Origin of the sequence: Synechococcus sp. R5-15 (assembly GCF_047462035.1) — a bacterium.
Taxonomy (GTDB): domain Bacteria; phylum Cyanobacteriota; class Cyanobacteriia; order Thermostichales; family Thermostichaceae; genus Thermostichus.
This window is the reverse complement of sequence record NZ_JANSIK010000021.1, coordinates 1-17,501: the sequence shown is the minus strand read 5'-3', so window position 1 is coordinate 17,501 and position 17,501 is coordinate 1. Positions and strand designations below refer to the sequence as shown.

Sequence of the window (17,501 nt, the reverse complement as noted above, 5' to 3'; positions counted from 1 at the left end):
ATGCCGGGTGGAGTTTATTCACCGGGTGGCTGGACTCCTACGGGAAGGTCTTCAACAAGGTGGTGGTGGCCGTGCCGCCCCAGTACACCAGTCAGGACTGTTCTCGGTGTGGCCACCGGGTGAAGAAGACGCTGTCCACTCGCACCCATCAATGCCCGCAGTGTGGGGTGGTGATCGACCGGGATGAGAATGCGGCCATCAACATCCTGCGCAAAGGGTTGGAGCTGTTGGGTGAGGAGTGGAACAACGGTACCTTAGGACATAAGGGAACCGCCCCGAAAGGGGGAACGCTTGGGGAGAAAGGCCTACGGCCCGCTGCCGCGATGAGCACCGCTGCTGTGGAGGGGCAACCCAACATGGTAAGTGCTGTCGCAGAACCAGGAACCAGAATCCCCTGCCTTTAGCCAGGGGAGTATGACAATTGTGAGACAATGGTAAAGCTGCGCTTTCTGTGCAGCCTCTGGTTCTAATCTGTTCTATCTGGCCAATTAGGGGATAGTATGCTGCACACACTATCTGGCCAATTAGGGGATAGGTCTCCAGCTCTGATCGGGATCCACTGTATCCTGGAGCTTTACGACTGCCCGGCCAAACTTTTGGATGATGCCTCTCTGGTGCAACAGGCTTTGCGGGAGGCAGCGAGACGCTCCAACTCCACCTTTTTGGGAGAGCTGTGCCATTCATTTGAGCCACAGGGGATTACAGCCCTCGCTCTTTTGGGGGAATCCCACATCTCCATTCACACCTGGCCCGAAGCGGGCTACGCGGCGGTGGATGTGTTCACCTGTGGTCGCCACACCCGACCGGAAGCGGCCTGTGAATATCTGATCGACGTGTTTCAAGCGCGACGATATTCCCTGCGCAAGGTGCCCCGCCGCACCGCGCAACCGACACTCCTGGAAGAGGCCCCAGACTCGGCTGAGGTGCTCACCTGTGAAGCGACCCGACGAAGGCGCTGAGATCTTCGCCAATCGCAGCTTTTTCCAAACTGTCATGGGGGCCATCTGTAGGCTGGGTGGGATCCGATTCACCCCAGAGGTCAGTCTATGTTGCTGGAAAAAGCTGTAGCGAGGTGCTTATGAGCAGCCCGAGAAGTTTCTTCTGGGTTCAGGAGTACTTTACCCCTTGGGACTACACCGCCCGTGCCGTCACGCGCATCTTGGCCTACCGAAAAACCCCTTTCCAGGAGATGCTGATCGCCGAGACGGGGGCCTTCGGCAAGGGTCTGATGCTGGATGGGCATTGGCAATCCACTACCGTGGATGAGTTTCTGTACCACGAGGCTTTGGTTCATCCGGCTATGGTGCAGGTTGTCCAAGCGGGCGGGATCCCCCGGCGGGTACTGGTGTTGGGGGGGGCAGAAGGGGCAACGCTGCGGGAGGTGCTGCGTTGGCGCTCGGTGGAGCAGGTGGTGATGGTGGACATCGATGGGGAGGTGGTGGCAGCCTGCCGAGAGCACCTGCCGGAAATGCACCAGGGATCCTTTGAAGATCCGCGGGTGGAGGTGGTGATTGCCGATGCCTTGGATTTTCTCCAAGAAACAGGCCCCATTTGGGATGTGATCCTTTCTGATCTCTCCGATCCCATTGAGTCCGGCCCTGCCTACCGCCTCTTCACCCAGGAGTTTTTCCGCCAGATCCGCTCCAAGTTGCAGCCAGATGGGGCTTTCACCATCCAAGCCGGGCCGACGGGGCCGGTTGAGCTTCATCAACACACCCGCATTGTTCGCACCCTGAAAACGGTGTTTGCCGCTGTGCAGCCCTACTCCATCTATGCCCCCACCTACGGTGGCCCGCTGGGTTTTGCCCTGGCAGCTCAGGATCCCATCTCCCCCAGGCCAGAACCGGAGCAGATCGACCAGATTCTGAGCCAACAGTTGGATCCCGAGCGAGGGGCACTGCAATTCATCGATGGCATCACCCTTCTGGGCCTCTACCAAGTCCCAGCTCACCTGCGCCGCGCCATTGCCGCCGAGACTGTGGTTTATACCCTGGATAACCCGCCTCGCATCGAATGAGGAGCCATGCAGCGCTCAAAGGGATCCCAGGAGAGTTTGTCTTTGGTGCCATAACTTGGTAGATTCGTCTGCAGCCGAATTTTGCTTCCCTAATGAGAGTCTTGGTTATTGGTGGTGACGGATACTGTGGCTGGGCGACGGCCCTATACCTATCCAACAGGGGTTATGAGGTGGCCATTCTCGATTCCTACGTCCGCCGCCTCTGGGATCTGCAACTGGGGGTTTCTACCCTGACCCCCATTGCCCAGCTAGAGCAACGGGTGGATCGCTGGAAGGGGCTAACCGGCAAGGACATTCCCATCTTTGTCTGCGACGTTACCAACTACGAAGCCCTGATCTCCTGCATGCGCCGCTTCCCGCCGGAGGCCATTGTTCACTTTGGCGAGCAGCGCTCTGCCCCTTACTCGATGATCAGCCGCGAACACGCGGTAATGACCCAGGTGAACAACGTGGTGGGCACCTTGAACATCCTCTACGCCATCAAAGAGGAATTTCCCGATTGCCACCTGGTGAAGCTGGGCACCATGGGTGAGTACGGCACCCCCAACATCGACATTGAGGAGGGGTACATCACCATCGAGCACAATGGCCGCAAGGATACCCTGCCCTACCCCAAGCAGCCGGGATCCATGTATCACCTCTCCAAAGTACACGACAGCCACAACATCCACTTCGCCTGCCGCGTGTGGGGCCTGCGGGCCACCGACCTCAACCAAGGGGTGGTATACGGCGTGCTCACAGAAGAAACCGGCATGGACGAGGTGCTGATCAACCGTCTCGATTACGATGGCGTATTCGGCACAGCTCTGAACCGCTTCTGCATTCAAGCGGCCGTGGGCCATCCGCTGACAGTGTATGGCAAGGGCGGCCAGACCCGCGGTTTCCTGGATATCCGCGACACGGTGCGCTGCGTGGAGCTGGCCATTGCTCACCCTGCCGAGCCGGGCCAATTCCGGGTGATGAACCAGTTCACAGAGCAATTTAGTGTTGAGCAACTGGCGTTGCTGGTGCAAAAGGCGGGAGCCACCATGGGCCTGAAGGTGGAAATCAACCACCTGGAGAACCCCCGCGTCGAGCTGGAAGAGCACTACTACAACGCCAAAAACACCAAGCTCCTAGACCTGGGCCTCCAGCCCCACTATCTGTCCGATTCCCTCTTGGATTCGCTGCTCAACTTTGCTCTCAAGTACAAGGATCGGGTGGATGTGCGGCAGATTTTACCCAAGGTGAAGTGGAAAGGTTAACTCTCCAGGCAAGCTTGGGCCAGGCTCAGCCAGCCGCGCGCCAGGTTGTCCAGGTTATAGCCGCCTTCCAAGCCGAAGAGGGTTTTGCGGGTCACCTGCTCCAGGCAAAGGCGGGCCATGCGGCCAAAGGCTTCCGGCTCTAGCTGCATACCGGCCAGGGGATCCCCTTTGGCACAGTCGAAGCCGGCGCTCACCAGCAGCAAATCCGGCTGGAACGCTTGCAAGAACGGCAAGATCTTCTCGTCGAGGGCCTTTTTGTAGGCCAACCAATCCGAGCCAGCAGGCAAAGGCACGTTGCAGAGGTTGCCGTGGATCCCGGTTTCGCGAGCGGAGCCGGTGCCGGGGTAGAGGGGAAACTGATGGATGGAGGCATAGGCCAGTTGGGGATAGCGCTCCACCACCGCCTGCGTGCCGTTGCCGTGGTGAACATCCCAATCGAAAATCGCCACCCGCTTCACCCCCGGCTGATCCAGCGCCCACAGCGCCGCAATGGCTGCGTTGCTGAATAAACAAAACCCCATTGCCCGTTCTGGCTCTGCGTGATGCCCAGGCGGACGACACAGCACCAGCGCTGGCTGAGCGGTGGTCAAAACCGAGGCAGAGCCGGCAATCCAAGCTCCCACAGCCAGGCGCGCCGCTTCAAAACTTCTCTCCGAGAGAGCAGTGTCGGCATCAATGTGTCCCCCACCTGCTGTTGCCAACTCAGCCACCTGTTGAATGTGCCGACGCGAGTGTACTCGCTCCAGCTCTGCCAGCTCCGCCAAGGGGGGATCCCGCCATTCCAACTGGTTGGCAAAAGGGGCACCACGCAGCGCCTTAACAATGGACTGCAAGCGAGCCGGACGCTCGGGGTGAAATGGCCCAGTATCGTGGCTGAGGAAAATATCGGAATAGTAAACAGGCAACATGGGCAGAGGCAACAAGCTAAGGCAACGCCTTTGCAGTGTAGCTTAAGCCCGCCCCCTCTATCCGTAGAAGACCTCTGACATGGATCCCGCATAGGGGTCAAGGCCAAAAGAGGCTTGTTGGAGTTTTTGATTGACCACATCCCGCACTACGGACCGCAGCAATTCCAGCTCAGAGGAATTGAGTTGATCGCGGCTGGGACACTCATCGGCAGCCAGCCACATGTAGATGGCGGGGACCCGGTTTAGGATCTGCTGCATCATCGCTTCCCGCTCCCTAGCGTCATGAAACACCTGTTGATGGGGGTGCTCAGTGGAGAGGATAGTTTCCAGTTCTCCCAATGCCAGGTACTCAACAATATTAACCAACATCTTTTCCATGATGAATGTCCCTCCTAAAAATCCCTGTCGCTCTTAAAAACAGACATTAAACAAAAAACGCTGCTTCCCCATCTTCCTCCGCTGCTTTTGGCACCGGATTTTGCCTACAAGCCGACCATTTAAGCCGGTTGCAGTTAAGTCTGCCGTCGGGAAGAAGTTGCGGTTTCGTTCGTAAGATCCTCTTGTGCAGCCAATCCTTGCCTCCTCTATTCGCCTCGTTTGCCTTTCCACTTGCCGCTGAAAGCAGCCAATAGGAGCCATCAGCAGCTGGAAAATCTTTTTGCTGGTATTCAGTACCAACGAAGAATTATCAGCGTTCAAGAGAAACAAGGTAGAGCGTTTAACAAAGACTATAGAAACTCGACTGCAAAAGGCAGGAAGATCTTACTCAGCTATTTGTCATTCACTACCCTAACACGTGACTGTGTAAGAAATTGCGGGAATATTAAGAAACTTACATATTTCTTGACAATTGACTAAAACTTCTGTCTGTCAAGGAGGCCCTGGAAGGCAGTTAAAGAGTTGTAAAGAGCAACTCTTCCCTTGGCTCCAAGCTCTGAAGAACTGCCAAATCCAGGGATCCAAAACAAATAGATTTAGCCTGCTATGGGCAGATCGACTCGCTGAGCCTGGATCCAGAAAGACTCTAGGTCATAGTAGTCCCTTTCCTGTTGCATAATCACATGGACAATGAGATCGGCATAGTCGATCAGTATCCAAGAGGCCGATTCCTGCCCTTCGATGCGGCGCGGAGTTTGTTTCCACTCGTCCCAAACCTTTTCCTCAATTGCTCGGGCAATGGCGCGGACTTGCGTAAGCGAGTAGCCGCTGACCAGAAGAAAGTAATCTGCCAAAGTGGAGACTTGGGATACATCCAGCAGAACGATATCGCCACCTTTTTTCTCTTCTGCCGCGCGAGCTGCACTCAGCGCCATGCAATAGATGGGATCCCCAGCAGGGGCAGGCATGAGATGTAGCAACTAAAACCCTCCTGAAACGACTGAGCTAACTTGAGACACAGCTTTTTCTAAAGGATGTAACAAAAAATGATTCCGAGTCATGAGTGTGCGCGGATGAACCACCTGATTCCGGTCTAGCAAAAATTTTAGGCTCAAGTCACATACTCCCACTACGGTTTTAGACAAATCTACAAAAGCCATCTGCCGCAACCGCTCCAATTCTGGGCTGTTGCCCCGATTCGGCTCCAGGGCATCGGCCACGAAAACCACGCAACTGAGCGGATCCATGCTGGGCTGCCCTAGCGTGTGGTTGGCAATGGCCGCCAAAATCTCCGGGTCCTGTACCTGAAACTGCTCCCGCGCCACCAGGGATCCCACCTCAGCGTGCAGGATGTGAGGTTCGGCCCGCTCAATTTCATCCAGCTCCCGTTCCTGAGCCACCCTTTGCAACAGTTGCTCCGGCGGGAAAGCCTTGGCCAAGTCGTGCATCAGCCCTGCCCAAGCAGCTTTCTGCTCATCCAGCCCGTAGTGGGCCGCCAGCTGTCGGGCCATCCCCTCTACCCCCAAGATATGGCGGAGGCGAGGAGGAGACACCCGCTCCTGTAGCCAGGCCAACACCTCTTCCCGCCCCAGTTGAGTGCCCATGGCCCTAGTCATTCTGCAGCTTCAGCACGGCCATAAACGCTTCTTGGGGCACATCCACCGTTCCCACCGCCTTCATGCGTTTTTTCCCCTCTTTTTGTTTTTCCAAAAGCTTGCGTTTGCGGGTCACATCTCCTCCGTAGCATTTGGCCAAGACGTTTTTGCGCAGGGCTGGTATGGTTTCACGAGCAATCACTTTAGAGCCAATTGCCGCCTGAATGGGCACTTCAAATTGATGGCGTGGGATCAGCTCCCGTAACTTGGCAACTAGGGAACGGCCTACATAAAAAGCTTTATCCCGATGCACAATCGTGGATAGAGAATCCACCACATCGCCGTTGATCAAAATGTCCAAACGCACCAAATCATCGGCGCGATAGCCAATCATTTGGTAGTCCATGCTGGCATAACCACGAGTGCGTGATTTCAATTGGTCGAAAAAGTCGGTGACCACTTCCGCCAGGGGCAGCTCATACACCAGCGTAGTCCGACCCTGCGCCAGATATTTCATGTCTTTAAAAGTGCCGCGTTTGGTCTCACACAGCTCCATCACGGTACCGACAAATTCCTCAGGAAGAATCACCTCTACCCTGACAATCGGCTCCTCAATGCTGGTGCGCTCGTTGGGGGGAGGCAGCTTGCTGGGATTGTCCACCCGAATCACAGAGCCGTTGTTGAGGGTAACTTGGTACACCACCGTCGGAGCTGTGATCACCAGATCGAGATTGTACTCCCGCTCTAGGCGTTCCTGAACCACCTCCATGTGCAGCAGGCCCAGAAAACCACAGCGGAAGCCGAAGCCCATGGCGCTGGAAATTTCTGGCTCAAAGTACAGGGCAGCATCGTTGAGCTTGAGCTTTTCCAGAGCCTCTTTGAGTTCGGCGTACTGATCGGAGCTGCTGGGGAACAGGCCACAAAACACCATCGGCTTGGCTTCTTTGTAGCCGGGCAGGGGCTCAGGAGCTTTGCGATTCACCAGTGTGATGGTATCCCCAACACGGGCGTGTTCCACGCTCTTGATGGCGGCGGCCATGTAGCCCACCTCGCCCGCATGTAGGGCATCCACCGGCTCTTGGTTGGGACGCATCACCCCCAGCTCGGTAATCTCGTATTCTCGGCCAGAGGCCATAAAGCAAATCTTGTCCCCCGTTTTTACCTCCCCGTCCATGATGCGCACATAGACGATCACGCCGCGATAGGCGTCGTAGTAGCTATCGAAAATCAAGGCCCGCAGGGGCTCCGCCACCGTATCCCGTGGGGGCGGCACCCGCTGCACAATGGCCTCCAGAATCTCTTGAATGCCAATACCCACCTTGGCAGAGGCGAGGATTGCCCCGCTGCAATCAAGGCCGATCACCTGCTCAATCTCGGCAATCACCCGCTCCGGCTCGGCCCCCGGCAGGTCGATTTTGTTGATCACCGGAATAATTTCCAGGTTGTTCTCCAGGGCCAGGTAGACGTTGGCCAGGGTTTGGGCCTCCACCCCTTGAGAGGCATCCACCACCAGCAGCGCCCCTTCACAGGCGGCCAGGGAGCGGGAGACTTCGTAGGTGAAGTCCACATGCCCTGGCGTGTCGATCAGGTTCAAAACATAATCTTGGCCGTCTTGGGCACGGTAGTTCATGCGGGCCGCTTGCAGCTTGATGGTAATGCCCCGTTCCCGCTCCAGTTCCATGCTGTCCAGCAGTTGTGGCTTCATCTCGCGGGCTGAAACGGTGCCCGTTTCCTGCAGGAGGCGATCGGCGAGGGTGGATTTGCCGTGGTCGATGTGGGCGATGATGGAAAAGTTGCGAATGCGGGAGACAGGAACGCCGGTCATAAAAACCTGATCAGGGCAAAGATTTTTTACAATGCTAGCCTCTCTGCTCCCCTGCCTGAACTGAGGTTGCCCAGAAGTTGGCTGCCAAGGGGAGAAGACACAGCCCTTCTGCCGGACACCAGAGCACCCTACTGGAATTGGCCGGGACAGCTCCTTTCCGGCAGCGCTGACTAGAGCCGGTACAACAGACGTGCCGCTTGTGTGGCAGGGATGGGATCCGTGAAGATGGAAAAAGCCAGAACGAACTTAGGCGGTGTTGTCGCCAGCTCGCCAGGAGGCTATGGGTCTGACCCGACGGCAGAGGAAGCAGTCCAGAACCCTGCCCAAAGCACTACTTGTCTAACTTCTCAATGTAGGGGCGAATGTCATTGAGGTCGATGTAGCGGTCGGTGGCGTTGCGCAGCTCGCGGGCGATCATCCCTTCGGTGGAGACAACTGTAATCAGCGTGTTTTTGGAACGCAACAGCTCGACGGCCCGCTCAAAATCTCCATCGCCGCTAAATAGAATGATCCTATCGTACTGGCCAACGGTGTTGAACATATCGATTACTATTTCGATATCCAGATTTGCTTTTTGGGAGTACCGACCGGAGTCTTCATCTCGATATTCTTTGAGGATCTTGGTGCGCACAGTGAAGCCCATGCTGATCAGAGCGTCTCGAAAGGCCCTCTGATCATGGGGATCCTTGATGCCGGTGTACCAAAAGGCGTTGACCAATTCAACATTCGGCTGTGATCTAACAAAATAATCCAGCACCCGGCGTGGGTCGAAAAACCAGCCATTTTTCTGTTGAGCATAAAACATATTATTGCCATCAATAAAGATGGAAACCCGAGTGACGGGATGATGGTAAAACATAAAGCTTTTCCGAAAAAAGTAAGGTGAACTGGTCAGAAAAAGAGGATGAAAACGAGGTCACTGACTTTCCACAAGAGCCATTTGGGCAGCCAGCACCTTGCTGACACCAATCTCTCATCATAGCCAAAGGTGGGATCCCTTTCTCAAGAATTAACTCTGGGGAGAGGCACCCCTGTAAACCAAAGCGGGTTCCGGTTGCCGCAGGGCATAGCTGGATCCCGGTCGATCGGCTTGGCTAACGTACAGCTCCGCCAATTGTCGAGCCAGGTTACGGATGCGCCCAATGTAGAGGGTGCGCTCGGCTACAGCAATGACACCACGAGCGTCGAGCAGGTTAAAGGTGTGGGAGCACTTGAGCACATAGTCGTAGGCGGGCAGGAGCAGAGACACGGCCAACCGATCCGGCAACACCTGTTTCTGCAGTTTCTGTTGGGTGGTTTCGATCAAACGCTTGGCCTCGGCTTCGTAGAGCCGGAACAATTCCAGTAGCATCTCCGGATCGGAATACTCGAAGTTGTAATAAGATTGCTCGACCTCATTTTGGAAATAGATTTGTCCATAGGTAATCCGTCCCAGAGAAGGATGCTCATTCCAGCAGAGATCGAAAACCGAATCCACCCCCTGCAGATACATGGCCAGGCGCTCTAGCCCATAGGTAATTTCTACAGAAACCGGGCGACAATCTTGTCCGCCCACCTGCTGAAAGTAGGTGAACTGGGTTACTTCCATGCCGTCCAGCCACACTTCCCAGCCCACGCCCCAAGCCCCCAAGGTGGGAGATTCCCAATCATCTTCCACAAAGCGAACATCGTGTTCTGCCGGGTTCACGCCCAAAGCTTGCAGGCTATTTAGGTACACATCTTGAATGTCATCGGGGGAGGGCTTGATCAACACTTGGTATTGAAAATAGTGCTGCAGGCGATTGGGGTTTTGACCGTAGCGTCCATCGGTGGGGCGGCGACAGGGTTCGACATAGGCCACTCGCCAGGGATCCGGCCCCAAGGCGCGCAAAAACGTGTGGGGGCTCATGGTGCCGGCGCCTTTTTCCAGGTCGTAGGGTTGTAGGATCAAGCAGCCCTGCTCCCCCCAAAACTGTTGCAGGCGAAAGATCAAGTCTTGAAAGGTGTGGGCTGACATGGCAGGGGTTGGGCAGAGATGGATTAACCCCTATCCTACCAATCTCCTCCTCTCAGTCGAGCAGCTCTTCCCGATCAGCTGGATCCGAGTAGTCCCACTCGATGGGGGGCATTTGGTCGAAGGCTTGTTTGAGGGCGCTCTCCCACAGTTTGCGCATCTTGGCCAGGTAGGGATCCCCGGTGCGCAGGCGCAGACGGTGGGTGACCTTGAACTGATCCGCTTGCACCATCACCAAATCGATGGGGGGGCCGACGGAGATGTTGGATTTCATGGTGGAGTCAATGGAGAGGAGAGCGCATTTGGCCGCATCTGCTAGCGAGGTTTCGTAGGAGAGGGTGCGATCCAAGATTGGCTTGCCGTATTTGGTTTCCCCCACCTGCAAAAAAGGGGTTTCCGGGGTGGCCTGGATGCAGTTGCCCTGGCTGTAGATCAAAAAGAGGGCCGGCTCCTCGCCTCGGATCTGTCCCCCCAACAACAGGCTGCACTGGGCGTCGATACCGTCCTTTTCCAGCCAGGGTCGGTCTTGCTCCTGGATGTAACGAATCTTGGATCCCAGGTAGCGGGCCACGTCGTAGAGATGGGGGAAGGTGTGGAGATTGGAACTTTCCTGTTGGCGCAGATCCCGCTGTACTTCGGTCAAAACGCCCTGGGTGATGGACAGGTTGCCGGAGGTGCAGATCAAGATCACCCGCTCTTCGGGCACGGAAAAATCGAACAGCTTTTGATAGGTGGAGACGTAGTCCACCCCGGCGTTGGTGCGGGAATCTGCCGCCATCACCAAGCCAAAGCGGGTGATGATGCCAAGGCAGTAGGTCATGAGGACGACGCGGCTCGGCTTTTTGATTGTAGAGGGTCAGGGGAAAGCAAATCCGATTTTGTGGCGGATTTCCTCTCGCAGGCGGGCGGTAATCGAGGCTTCGTCCAAATCGGCCAAAATCTGGGCTATGGCGGCTTTGGGGCCCTCTGGCCCCCAACTGGCTCCCTGGGCCAGGTAGCGGCGGGCGGACTCGCCGATGGCATAGCAGGAAAACCCGGCCAACACCGCCTGCGTCAGGGCCACGGAACCGTAGGCTCCCAGAGAGAATCCCCCCAGCAAGGTTTTCAGGGATCCCAGGCCCAACAGCGCCACCCACTCGCCGGCGCCCAGGCTGAGCATGCTGAGGATGATCTTCTGCAGCAGTTGTGTGGCTCCTGCAGTGCTCATGGGCCAGCCGTACAGGCGGGCCAGGCGCAGGATCAGGGTGACATCGATGGCCAGCCCTCCCAAGGTATCGAGCAGGGTGATGGGGTTGAGGGCAACCGCCAGCGCTTTGGTGCGGGCGGCTGAGGCGATGAGGTCTTGGGCTTGCTGGGCACGGGTTTGCAGCTTGCGCTCAATTACCTGCTGGTTAACCCGATCGGCAAACAGGAGGGCATTCAAGGCCAGCAGCGAACGCCCCTCCCGATGCAGGACTTCCAGGATTTTCAGGCGCAGCTCATCCACCTGCGGGGATCCCACTTCCATCTGGGCAGCAAAGCTCCCATCCGGCCTTTGCACCAGGCGGGGTACGCGAGGGGAGGCCGCCACCATGACGATCTCGTTGGGAGAAAGGAGCTGCCGCACCCGTTCGTTGCGGATCTTGTCGTAAATGGCCTGGCGATCTGCCTCTGGGTACTGGTCGATCTTGTTGAACACCAGCAGCATAGGCTTGCCCGCCTCCCGCAGGGTGGCCAGAGCCTCAAACTCCACCCGCGTCAGATCCCCGCAGACGACAAACAGGATCAAATCCGCCCGCTGCGCCACTTCTCGGGCCAGCCGCGCCCGCTCTTCGCCGTCTACTTCATCCAGGCCGGGAGTGTCGATCAGCTCCAGACGGGATCCCTGCCAATGGGCGACCTGTACCGACTGCACCGAGGAAGGGGGGAGGCGGGATCCCTGCAGGGATGTGCCAGATAAGGAGGACTGGGGGCGGGTTTCCCAGCTGATGTTCCAAGTTGCCGCTTGCTGGGTACGGGTGATGCCATGGGTGGGCCCCGTCTCAAAGACTGGCTCGCCCAGCAGGGCATTGAGCAGGGAAGACTTGCCTCGCCCCACCAGACCAAAGGCGGCGATGTGGATGACCTCGGTTTCCAGCTTGTCCAAGAGCGCTTGCAAGCTCTCCAACTCCCCTTCTAAGCCCGCGACCTCTTGGGGGCGCAGATCCAGTTGGGCCACCCACTGGCGCAGGCTGCGCTTGGCTTGTTGGTAGTTGAGGTCATCTTGTAGGGTGTTGCGGCGAGCCATGGCCGTAGCGCTCAATAGCGGTAGGAAGCAGCCCTTAAAAGACTCCACTTTGCTCTCGGGATCGGCAGGCTTCCCCACCGGACAGAGAGCTTCTCATCGGACAATACAAGGGACAATACAAGACGATCATAAGAGGAAGGGAAGAGTTAAGCTCAAAGCAAGGCGGCCTCAGCCGCCGGGATCCGCAACTCAAAAATCCGATATCCAAAACTTGGCAAGAGGAGGTTTTCCATGCCCAGGGCTATCTGGAATGGGGTAGTGGTGGCGGAGACAGACCGCTACGAAACCGTAGAAGGCAACATCTATTTTCCGCCGGAATCTCTGCGCCGGGAATACTTCCAGCCCAGCTCTACCCACACCACCTGCCCCTGGAAGGGGGAGGCCAGCTACTACACCCTCGTGGTCAACGGCCAGGAGAACAAAGATGCCGCCTGGTACTACCCGGATCCCAAACCCGCTGCGGCCAACATCCGGGGCTATGTGGCCTTCTGGAAGGGTGTCAAGGTGGAGCCCTAGCCGGAGCCGAGTTTGTCAACCGGGTATGATGGGAAGAGTGGGTTGGAGAGGCGATGCCATGCTGACCAATGGCCGGATCCTGTTTGGCGCGGCCCGGTGGGCGAGAAAGCTGGGCCTGGCCGGATTGAGCTTGGTGCTGTTGGGCTGCAGCCCCGCAGGTTTTCGCACCCCGCGTCCCAGCCTGACCAACAGTGGCCTCAACAGCATCTTCCCCGATGGGGAGCCTGCTTTCAACGGAGATGGCCGCTACCTGGTGTTTTCCTCGGCCCGCAGCGGCAGCCAGGATATTTTTCTCTACGACACGGTGGAACGTCGCTTGGTGGATCTGCCCGGCCTCAACTCCAGCGACGTGGCGGCCACCTCGCCCGACATCAGCGCTGATGGCCGCTACATCGTCTACGTGTCCAATGCTCTGGGCAAGTCTGAGATCTTCCTCTACGACCGGGAAACTCGCAGGATAGAAAACATCAGCAGCCGGGTGCCAGGAGATGTGCGCAACCCCACCATCAGCGGCGATGGCCGGTTTATCGCCTTCGAGAGCAACGGCCAAGGGCAGTGGCACATCGAGATTTTCGACCGGGGGCCGGCAGCCAGCACGCGCCCAACCTCACCCTCTTCCCCCACTTCTGGCGACAATCCCTGAGGGGATCCTCAAGCTAGGATAGACCCCCCTGCTTTGCAAGAGTTGTTGCATGTCGATTCCCCTCGCCCAGCGACTTCAGCCCCTCGGCGGCAATGTGTTTGACCAAATGGATCGAGCCAAGCGAGAGGCTCGTCGCTCTGGCCTGGATGTGATCGATCTGTCTCTGGGATCCTCCGATCTCTTTCCCCCTTCAGACTCCTTGGCGGCCATCCAATCGGCTCTGTCGGATCCCTCTACCTATGGCTACACGCTGTTTCACGACACGGCGGACTTTCGGTCTGCCTGCGCCAAGTGGTACAGGGGCAAGTTCGGCCTGGAGATCGATCCGGAAACAGAGGTGCTGCCGTTGATCGGATCCCAGCAGGGAACGGCCCTCTTGCCCCTGGCCCTGCTCAACCCCGGCGATGTTGCTTTGGTTGCGGATCCGGCCTATCCCTCTCATGCGGGCGGGATCCATCTGGCGGGCGGGATCCCCTACTACCTGCCCCTGCGGGCGGAAAACCGCTTCTTGCCCCAGTGGGATCGGATCCCGGCAGCGATCTGCCGGCAGGCGCGGCTGCTGGTGTTGAACTACCCCCACAACCCCACCACTGCCACCGTCACCCCGGAGTTTTGGCAGGAAACCCTACAATTCTGTCAACAGCACGACATCGTTCTGGCCCACGATTTTCCCTATGTGGACTGGCGTTTCGACGGCCAGGTGGCCCCTTCTGCGCTGCAGGCGGATCCCGATAAAACCCGCACCATCGAGTTTTTTTCTCTCTCCAAGTCCTATCACATGGGGGGATTCCGGGTAGCCTACGCCATTGGCAGCCGGGAGCTGATCCGAGCCCTGCGGTGGGTGAAATCCACCATCGACTTCCACCAATACCAGGGCATTCTGCGGGGGGCAGCAGCGGCTTTGGCAGTTCCCGATAGTTTTTTGGAGCGCTGGCGGCAGGTGTACCGAGAGCGACGGGATATAGCTGTGGCGGCTCTACACCGCATCGGTTGGCCTGTGCCTTTGCCGGAGGCCACCATGTATCTGTGGGCGCCTCTGCCGGAGTTTTATCGCGGCTCTTCTGCCCAGTTTTGTTTGGACTTGGTGAGAGCCACAGGGGTTGCCCTGTCTCCGGGTTCTGGCTTTGGCCCCAGTGGGGAAGGCTATGTCCGCTTTGCTTTGGTGGTCGAGGGATCCCGTCTGGAGGAGGCGGTGGGACGGATCGAGGCGTTTTTGTCCCGGTGCATTTCCTAAATCCCAAACATCAATCCCAAACATCGAGCATCCAGCTCTCGGTTGGTTGTGCTCGCCCACCCTCGGGCAATCTAAGTCAGGATAAGAGTAAGAGTGTTATCCAAGTTGAGTGGGCATGGAGAAGGAAACGCTCGACAGTTTTTTGTCCATCCGTGGGGTGATGGGGGTGGCGCTCTTGAGTCGGGCAGGTCGCCCTTTCTTCTACCGCTCTTTTCAGGATTTGGATAGCCGACAGCAGCAAGCCCTTACCGAAGGACTGTTTCAAGTTTTGGAGACCATGCCCCCAGGACTTGACTATTTTGACTTTCAGTTTGCCGAGCAGCGGGTTTTCGTTTACCCCCTTGGGCCGGAATGGGCGCTGCTGGTGGCGGTGAATGACGAGCTGGTGATGCCTGTTTACACCTTGGCCGTGAACCGCCTACGAGCCGAGCTGCAGCAGGATACACCAAAGGGCTTGGCCACCTTTCGCCTATTGACCAGCCAGGCGGAGGCAGGCCGGAACGCTACCCAGCCCAGTTCTGCCCCTGCGGCGGGCCCGCGTATGGAGATGGATGTCTTCGTGCAATCTCTGAATCGCCTCTGCCAGATTACAACCGGCTATTTGGGCAAGGCGGTGATCGTCAACTATTGGAAGGCAGCACGGCAGGAAGTGGTGGAACGCCAGGGATCCCAAGCAGAATGGCTTAACCAGTTCGAGATTGAGCGCAGTGGCCAGATCCACTACCGGGGATCCCTCAAGGAACTGGACGAATCTCAGCAGAAGGTGCTGCGGGATTGGGTGCTGGCTTTTTTCCGTCGCTGTGAGGAGGTGATCCACGATTTTCGCAACTTGATCAAATCGACAGAACTGGGCCTATGAAAAAGGGGCAGGCTTTTTCCTAAGTAGGGCTATCGGCGAACTCTACCCGGCTCTTGGTCGAGGAAAATCCAGGCTAAGCTATGACCATGATCAACCCGGATCGCGCCAGGTGCAGACAAGATCCCTGCCTGGGGATGTCCCTTCTTGTCGCCGCAAGCCGACCCAGCGAAAGATCCGCTTTGCTACCGCGATGCCGCCGGATCCCTCGTTACTATGGGGTTGCGGCACTCTACGCGAAGGAGTCGCTATGCTGAGAATCGTCACCCAGCTAGCCGAGGCTGAAGCCGAGCTCAGACGGATCTCGGAGCGCACTCAGGCTGACCAGAACCTGCACCGCGAAGCAACTGTGCGGGAGATCCTGCAAGCGGTACGCCGTCAGGGGGATCGGGCCCTGCTGACCTATACGGCTGAGTTCGACCAGGTGGAGCTGAGCGTTGCCGAGCTGAAGGTGTCTGGGGCCGAGCTAGAGGCAGCTTACCAGGCGGTATCTCCGCAGTTGCTTTCAGCCCTACGGCTGGCCAAGCAGCGCATTGAAGCTTTTCACCGGCAGCGGGTGCCCAGCAGTTGGGTAAGCTTTCCCGGCCCTGAGATCGTCTTGGGCAAGCAATACCGCCCTGTGGATCGCGCCGGCCTCTACATTCCGGGAGGGCGAGCCGCCTATCCCAGCACGGTGTTGATGAACGCCATCCCGGCCCAGGTGGCAGGGGTGCCCGAGATTGTGATGGTGACGCCACCGGGATCCGACGGCTCGGGGGGCAAGGGGATTAGCCCGGCCATTTTGGTGGCCGCCCAAGAAGTAGGCATCCACACCATCTATCGCGTTGGAGGGGCTCAGGCAATAGGGGCTTTGGCCTACGGCACCGAGACCATCCCCAAGGTGGACGTGATCACCGGCCCCGGCAACATCTACGTAACTTTGGCCAAAAAGCTGGTGTACGGCACGGTGGGGATCGACTCGCTGGCCGGGCCATCGGAGGTGTTGATCATCGCCGACGAGAGCGCCAACCCCCTTTATGTGGCTGCCGATTTGCTGGCCCAAGCCGAGCACGATCCCTTGGCGGCGGCCATCCTTCTGACCACCGATCTCCAGCTGGCCCAGCAGGTGCAGCAGGCGGTGGCCACCCAGATGGAGGCCCATCCCAACCGTCTGATGGTGGAAAAGTCGGTGGTGAATTACGGGCTGATTGCGGTGGTGCCGGATCTGACGGCGGCGGTGGCTTTGTCCAACCTGTTTGCGCCAGAGCATTTGGAACTGCAGGTGGCAGATCCCTGGGCTTTGCTGGATCCCATTCGCCATGCGGGGGCCATTTTCTTGGGCCACCATACTCCGGAGGCGGTAGGAGATTACCTGGCTGGCCCCAACCATACCTTGCCCACCGCCGGTGCGGCCCGCTATGCCTCGGCTTTGGGGGTGGAAACTTTCCTAAAGCATTCCAGTCTGATTCAATACAGCTCAGCGGCTTTGCGGGAGGTGGCCAGCGCCATTCAGGCTCTCACACAAGCGGAAGGGTTGCCCGCCCACGGCCAGTCGGTACAGGTGCGGTTGGCGGAGGAGCGCTAATCAAGCCCTGGTCGCAGTTAGCTAGACCGCCGGGAAGCCCCACCCTCTGTTAGTGACTAGTGGCTAGTCACTATCCACTCACCACTATCCAGGGTGAGGGTCGGGATGAGAGGCAAGGACACGATGCTTCGTCCTTACTGGTGCTATGACCGGCGTAGCAGGATTTTATACGCTCATCATGAGAACTTTTATAAACTCATCATGAGAACTGCCTATCAATATCGCTTACGCCCTACCTCTAGCCAAGTTGCTCTAATGGAGCAATAGCTAGAGTTGTTGCGGAAGCACTATAACTATCGCTTGGCAGAGCGCTTTGCGTGGTGGGAACACAATCGCTGTGATATCAATGCTTGTTCTCGGTGCGGCAGCTTACCCCAGAGCTGGAAGCCATCCTCAGCTAGAAATCGCAGGAGCCCCGCACTGTACCCGTAGGGTCAGTGTCGGGAGGAAAGCGCTTTGATG

At 57.6% G+C, this 17,501-nt stretch carries 18 protein-coding genes; 9 read left to right on the top strand and 9 right to left on the bottom strand.

The features are described 5' to 3' along the window. The 4 genes from NW839_RS02435 to NW839_RS02420 form a co-directional block, all read left to right on the top strand. Positions 1-404 (top strand): RNA-guided endonuclease InsQ/TnpB family protein (locus NW839_RS02435; protein WP_414380459.1); only part of this gene is annotated, 404 nt, incomplete at its 5' end. A gap of 96 nt (positions 405-500) precedes the next feature. Continuing rightward, the gene (gene speD, locus NW839_RS02430) at positions 501-959 is read left to right on the top strand and encodes an adenosylmethionine decarboxylase (RefSeq protein WP_414350000.1); all 459 of its coding nucleotides are present in this window, start codon (positions 501-503) and stop codon (positions 957-959) included. Positions 960-1,078: 119 nt separating this feature from the next. Beyond that, entirely contained in the window at positions 1,079-2,017 is a 939-nt protein-coding gene (locus NW839_RS02425; protein ID WP_414350001.1) for a fused MFS/spermidine synthase, read from the top strand. 92 nt (positions 2,018-2,109) lie between these two features. Then, entirely contained in the window at positions 2,110-3,261 is a 1,152-nt protein-coding gene (locus NW839_RS02420; protein ID WP_414350002.1) for an NAD-dependent epimerase/dehydratase family protein, read from the top strand. Here the strand turns inward: NW839_RS02420 and NW839_RS02415 are convergent. From NW839_RS02415 to NW839_RS02375, 9 genes are all read right to left on the bottom strand, one after another. After that, complete coding sequence (locus NW839_RS02415) at positions 3,258-4,169, bottom strand: histone deacetylase (protein ID WP_414350003.1); 912 nt, start codon at positions 4,167-4,169, stop codon at positions 3,258-3,260. The genes NW839_RS02420 and NW839_RS02415 overlap by 4 nt on opposite strands. A gap of 57 nt (positions 4,170-4,226) precedes the next feature. After that, the gene (locus NW839_RS02410) at positions 4,227-4,538 is read right to left on the bottom strand and encodes a hypothetical protein (protein WP_414350004.1); all 312 of its coding nucleotides are present in this window, start codon (positions 4,536-4,538) and stop codon (positions 4,227-4,229) included. A gap of 605 nt (positions 4,539-5,143) precedes the next feature. Beyond that, a complete protein-coding gene (gene rsfS / locus NW839_RS02405) occupies positions 5,144-5,515 on the bottom strand; it encodes a ribosome silencing factor (protein ID WP_011431734.1) in 372 nt (123 codons plus the stop codon). A gap of 12 nt (positions 5,516-5,527) precedes the next feature. Further along, positions 5,528-6,163: a bis(5'-nucleosyl)-tetraphosphatase (symmetrical) YqeK gene (gene yqeK, locus NW839_RS02400; RefSeq protein WP_414380457.1), complete on the bottom strand. Its 636-nt coding sequence runs from the start codon at positions 6,161-6,163 to the stop codon at positions 5,528-5,530. Beyond that, a complete protein-coding gene (gene lepA / locus NW839_RS02395; protein WP_414350006.1) occupies positions 6,156-7,967 on the bottom strand; it encodes a translation elongation factor 4 in 1,812 nt (603 codons plus the stop codon). The genes yqeK and lepA overlap by 8 nt, the downstream gene beginning before the upstream one ends. A gap of 331 nt (positions 7,968-8,298) precedes the next feature. Then, positions 8,299-8,826, bottom strand: a complete 528-nt coding sequence (locus tag NW839_RS02390; protein WP_011431737.1) for an NYN domain-containing protein — start codon at positions 8,824-8,826, stop codon at positions 8,299-8,301. Between the two features lie 150 nt (positions 8,827-8,976). Next, the gene (glyQ, locus tag NW839_RS02385; RefSeq protein ID WP_414328660.1) at positions 8,977-9,963 is read right to left on the bottom strand and encodes a glycine--tRNA ligase subunit alpha; all 987 of its coding nucleotides are present in this window, start codon (positions 9,961-9,963) and stop codon (positions 8,977-8,979) included. Positions 9,964-10,015: 52 nt separating this feature from the next. Beyond that, positions 10,016-10,780 carry a proteasome-type protease gene (locus tag NW839_RS02380; RefSeq protein WP_011431739.1) on the bottom strand — a complete coding sequence of 255 codons (765 nt, stop codon included), beginning with the start codon at positions 10,778-10,780 and terminating at the stop codon, positions 10,016-10,018. Between the two features lie 36 nt (positions 10,781-10,816). Then, a complete protein-coding gene (locus NW839_RS02375) occupies positions 10,817-12,226 on the bottom strand; it encodes a DUF697 domain-containing protein (protein ID WP_414350010.1) in 1,410 nt (469 codons plus the stop codon). 231 nt (positions 12,227-12,457) lie between these two features. On the opposite strand from NW839_RS02375, the gene NW839_RS02370 reads away from it, so the two are divergent. The 5 genes from NW839_RS02370 to hisD all read left to right on the top strand — a co-directional run bounded on the left by NW839_RS02370 (position 12,458) and on the right by hisD (position 17,039). Beyond that, positions 12,458-12,742, top strand: coding sequence for a DUF427 domain-containing protein (locus NW839_RS02370; protein ID WP_414328853.1), 285 nt, complete (start codon positions 12,458-12,460; stop codon positions 12,740-12,742). Between the two features lie 58 nt (positions 12,743-12,800). Continuing rightward, complete coding sequence (locus NW839_RS02365; RefSeq protein ID WP_414380455.1) at positions 12,801-13,385, top strand: TolB family protein; 585 nt, start codon at positions 12,801-12,803, stop codon at positions 13,383-13,385. Positions 13,386-13,434: 49 nt separating this feature from the next. Continuing rightward, complete coding sequence (locus NW839_RS02360) at positions 13,435-14,619, top strand: LL-diaminopimelate aminotransferase (protein ID WP_414350008.1); 1,185 nt, start codon at positions 13,435-13,437, stop codon at positions 14,617-14,619. A 115-nt stretch (positions 14,620-14,734) separates the two neighbouring features. Continuing rightward, on the top strand, positions 14,735-15,478 hold the full coding sequence (locus NW839_RS02355) for a hypothetical protein (protein ID WP_414350009.1): 744 nt from the start codon (positions 14,735-14,737) through the stop codon (positions 15,476-15,478). 247 nt (positions 15,479-15,725) lie between these two features. Beyond that, positions 15,726-17,039: a histidinol dehydrogenase gene (hisD, locus tag NW839_RS02350; RefSeq protein WP_414328849.1), complete on the top strand. Its 1,314-nt coding sequence runs from the start codon at positions 15,726-15,728 to the stop codon at positions 17,037-17,039. Positions 17,040-17,501 lie beyond the last annotated feature (462 nt).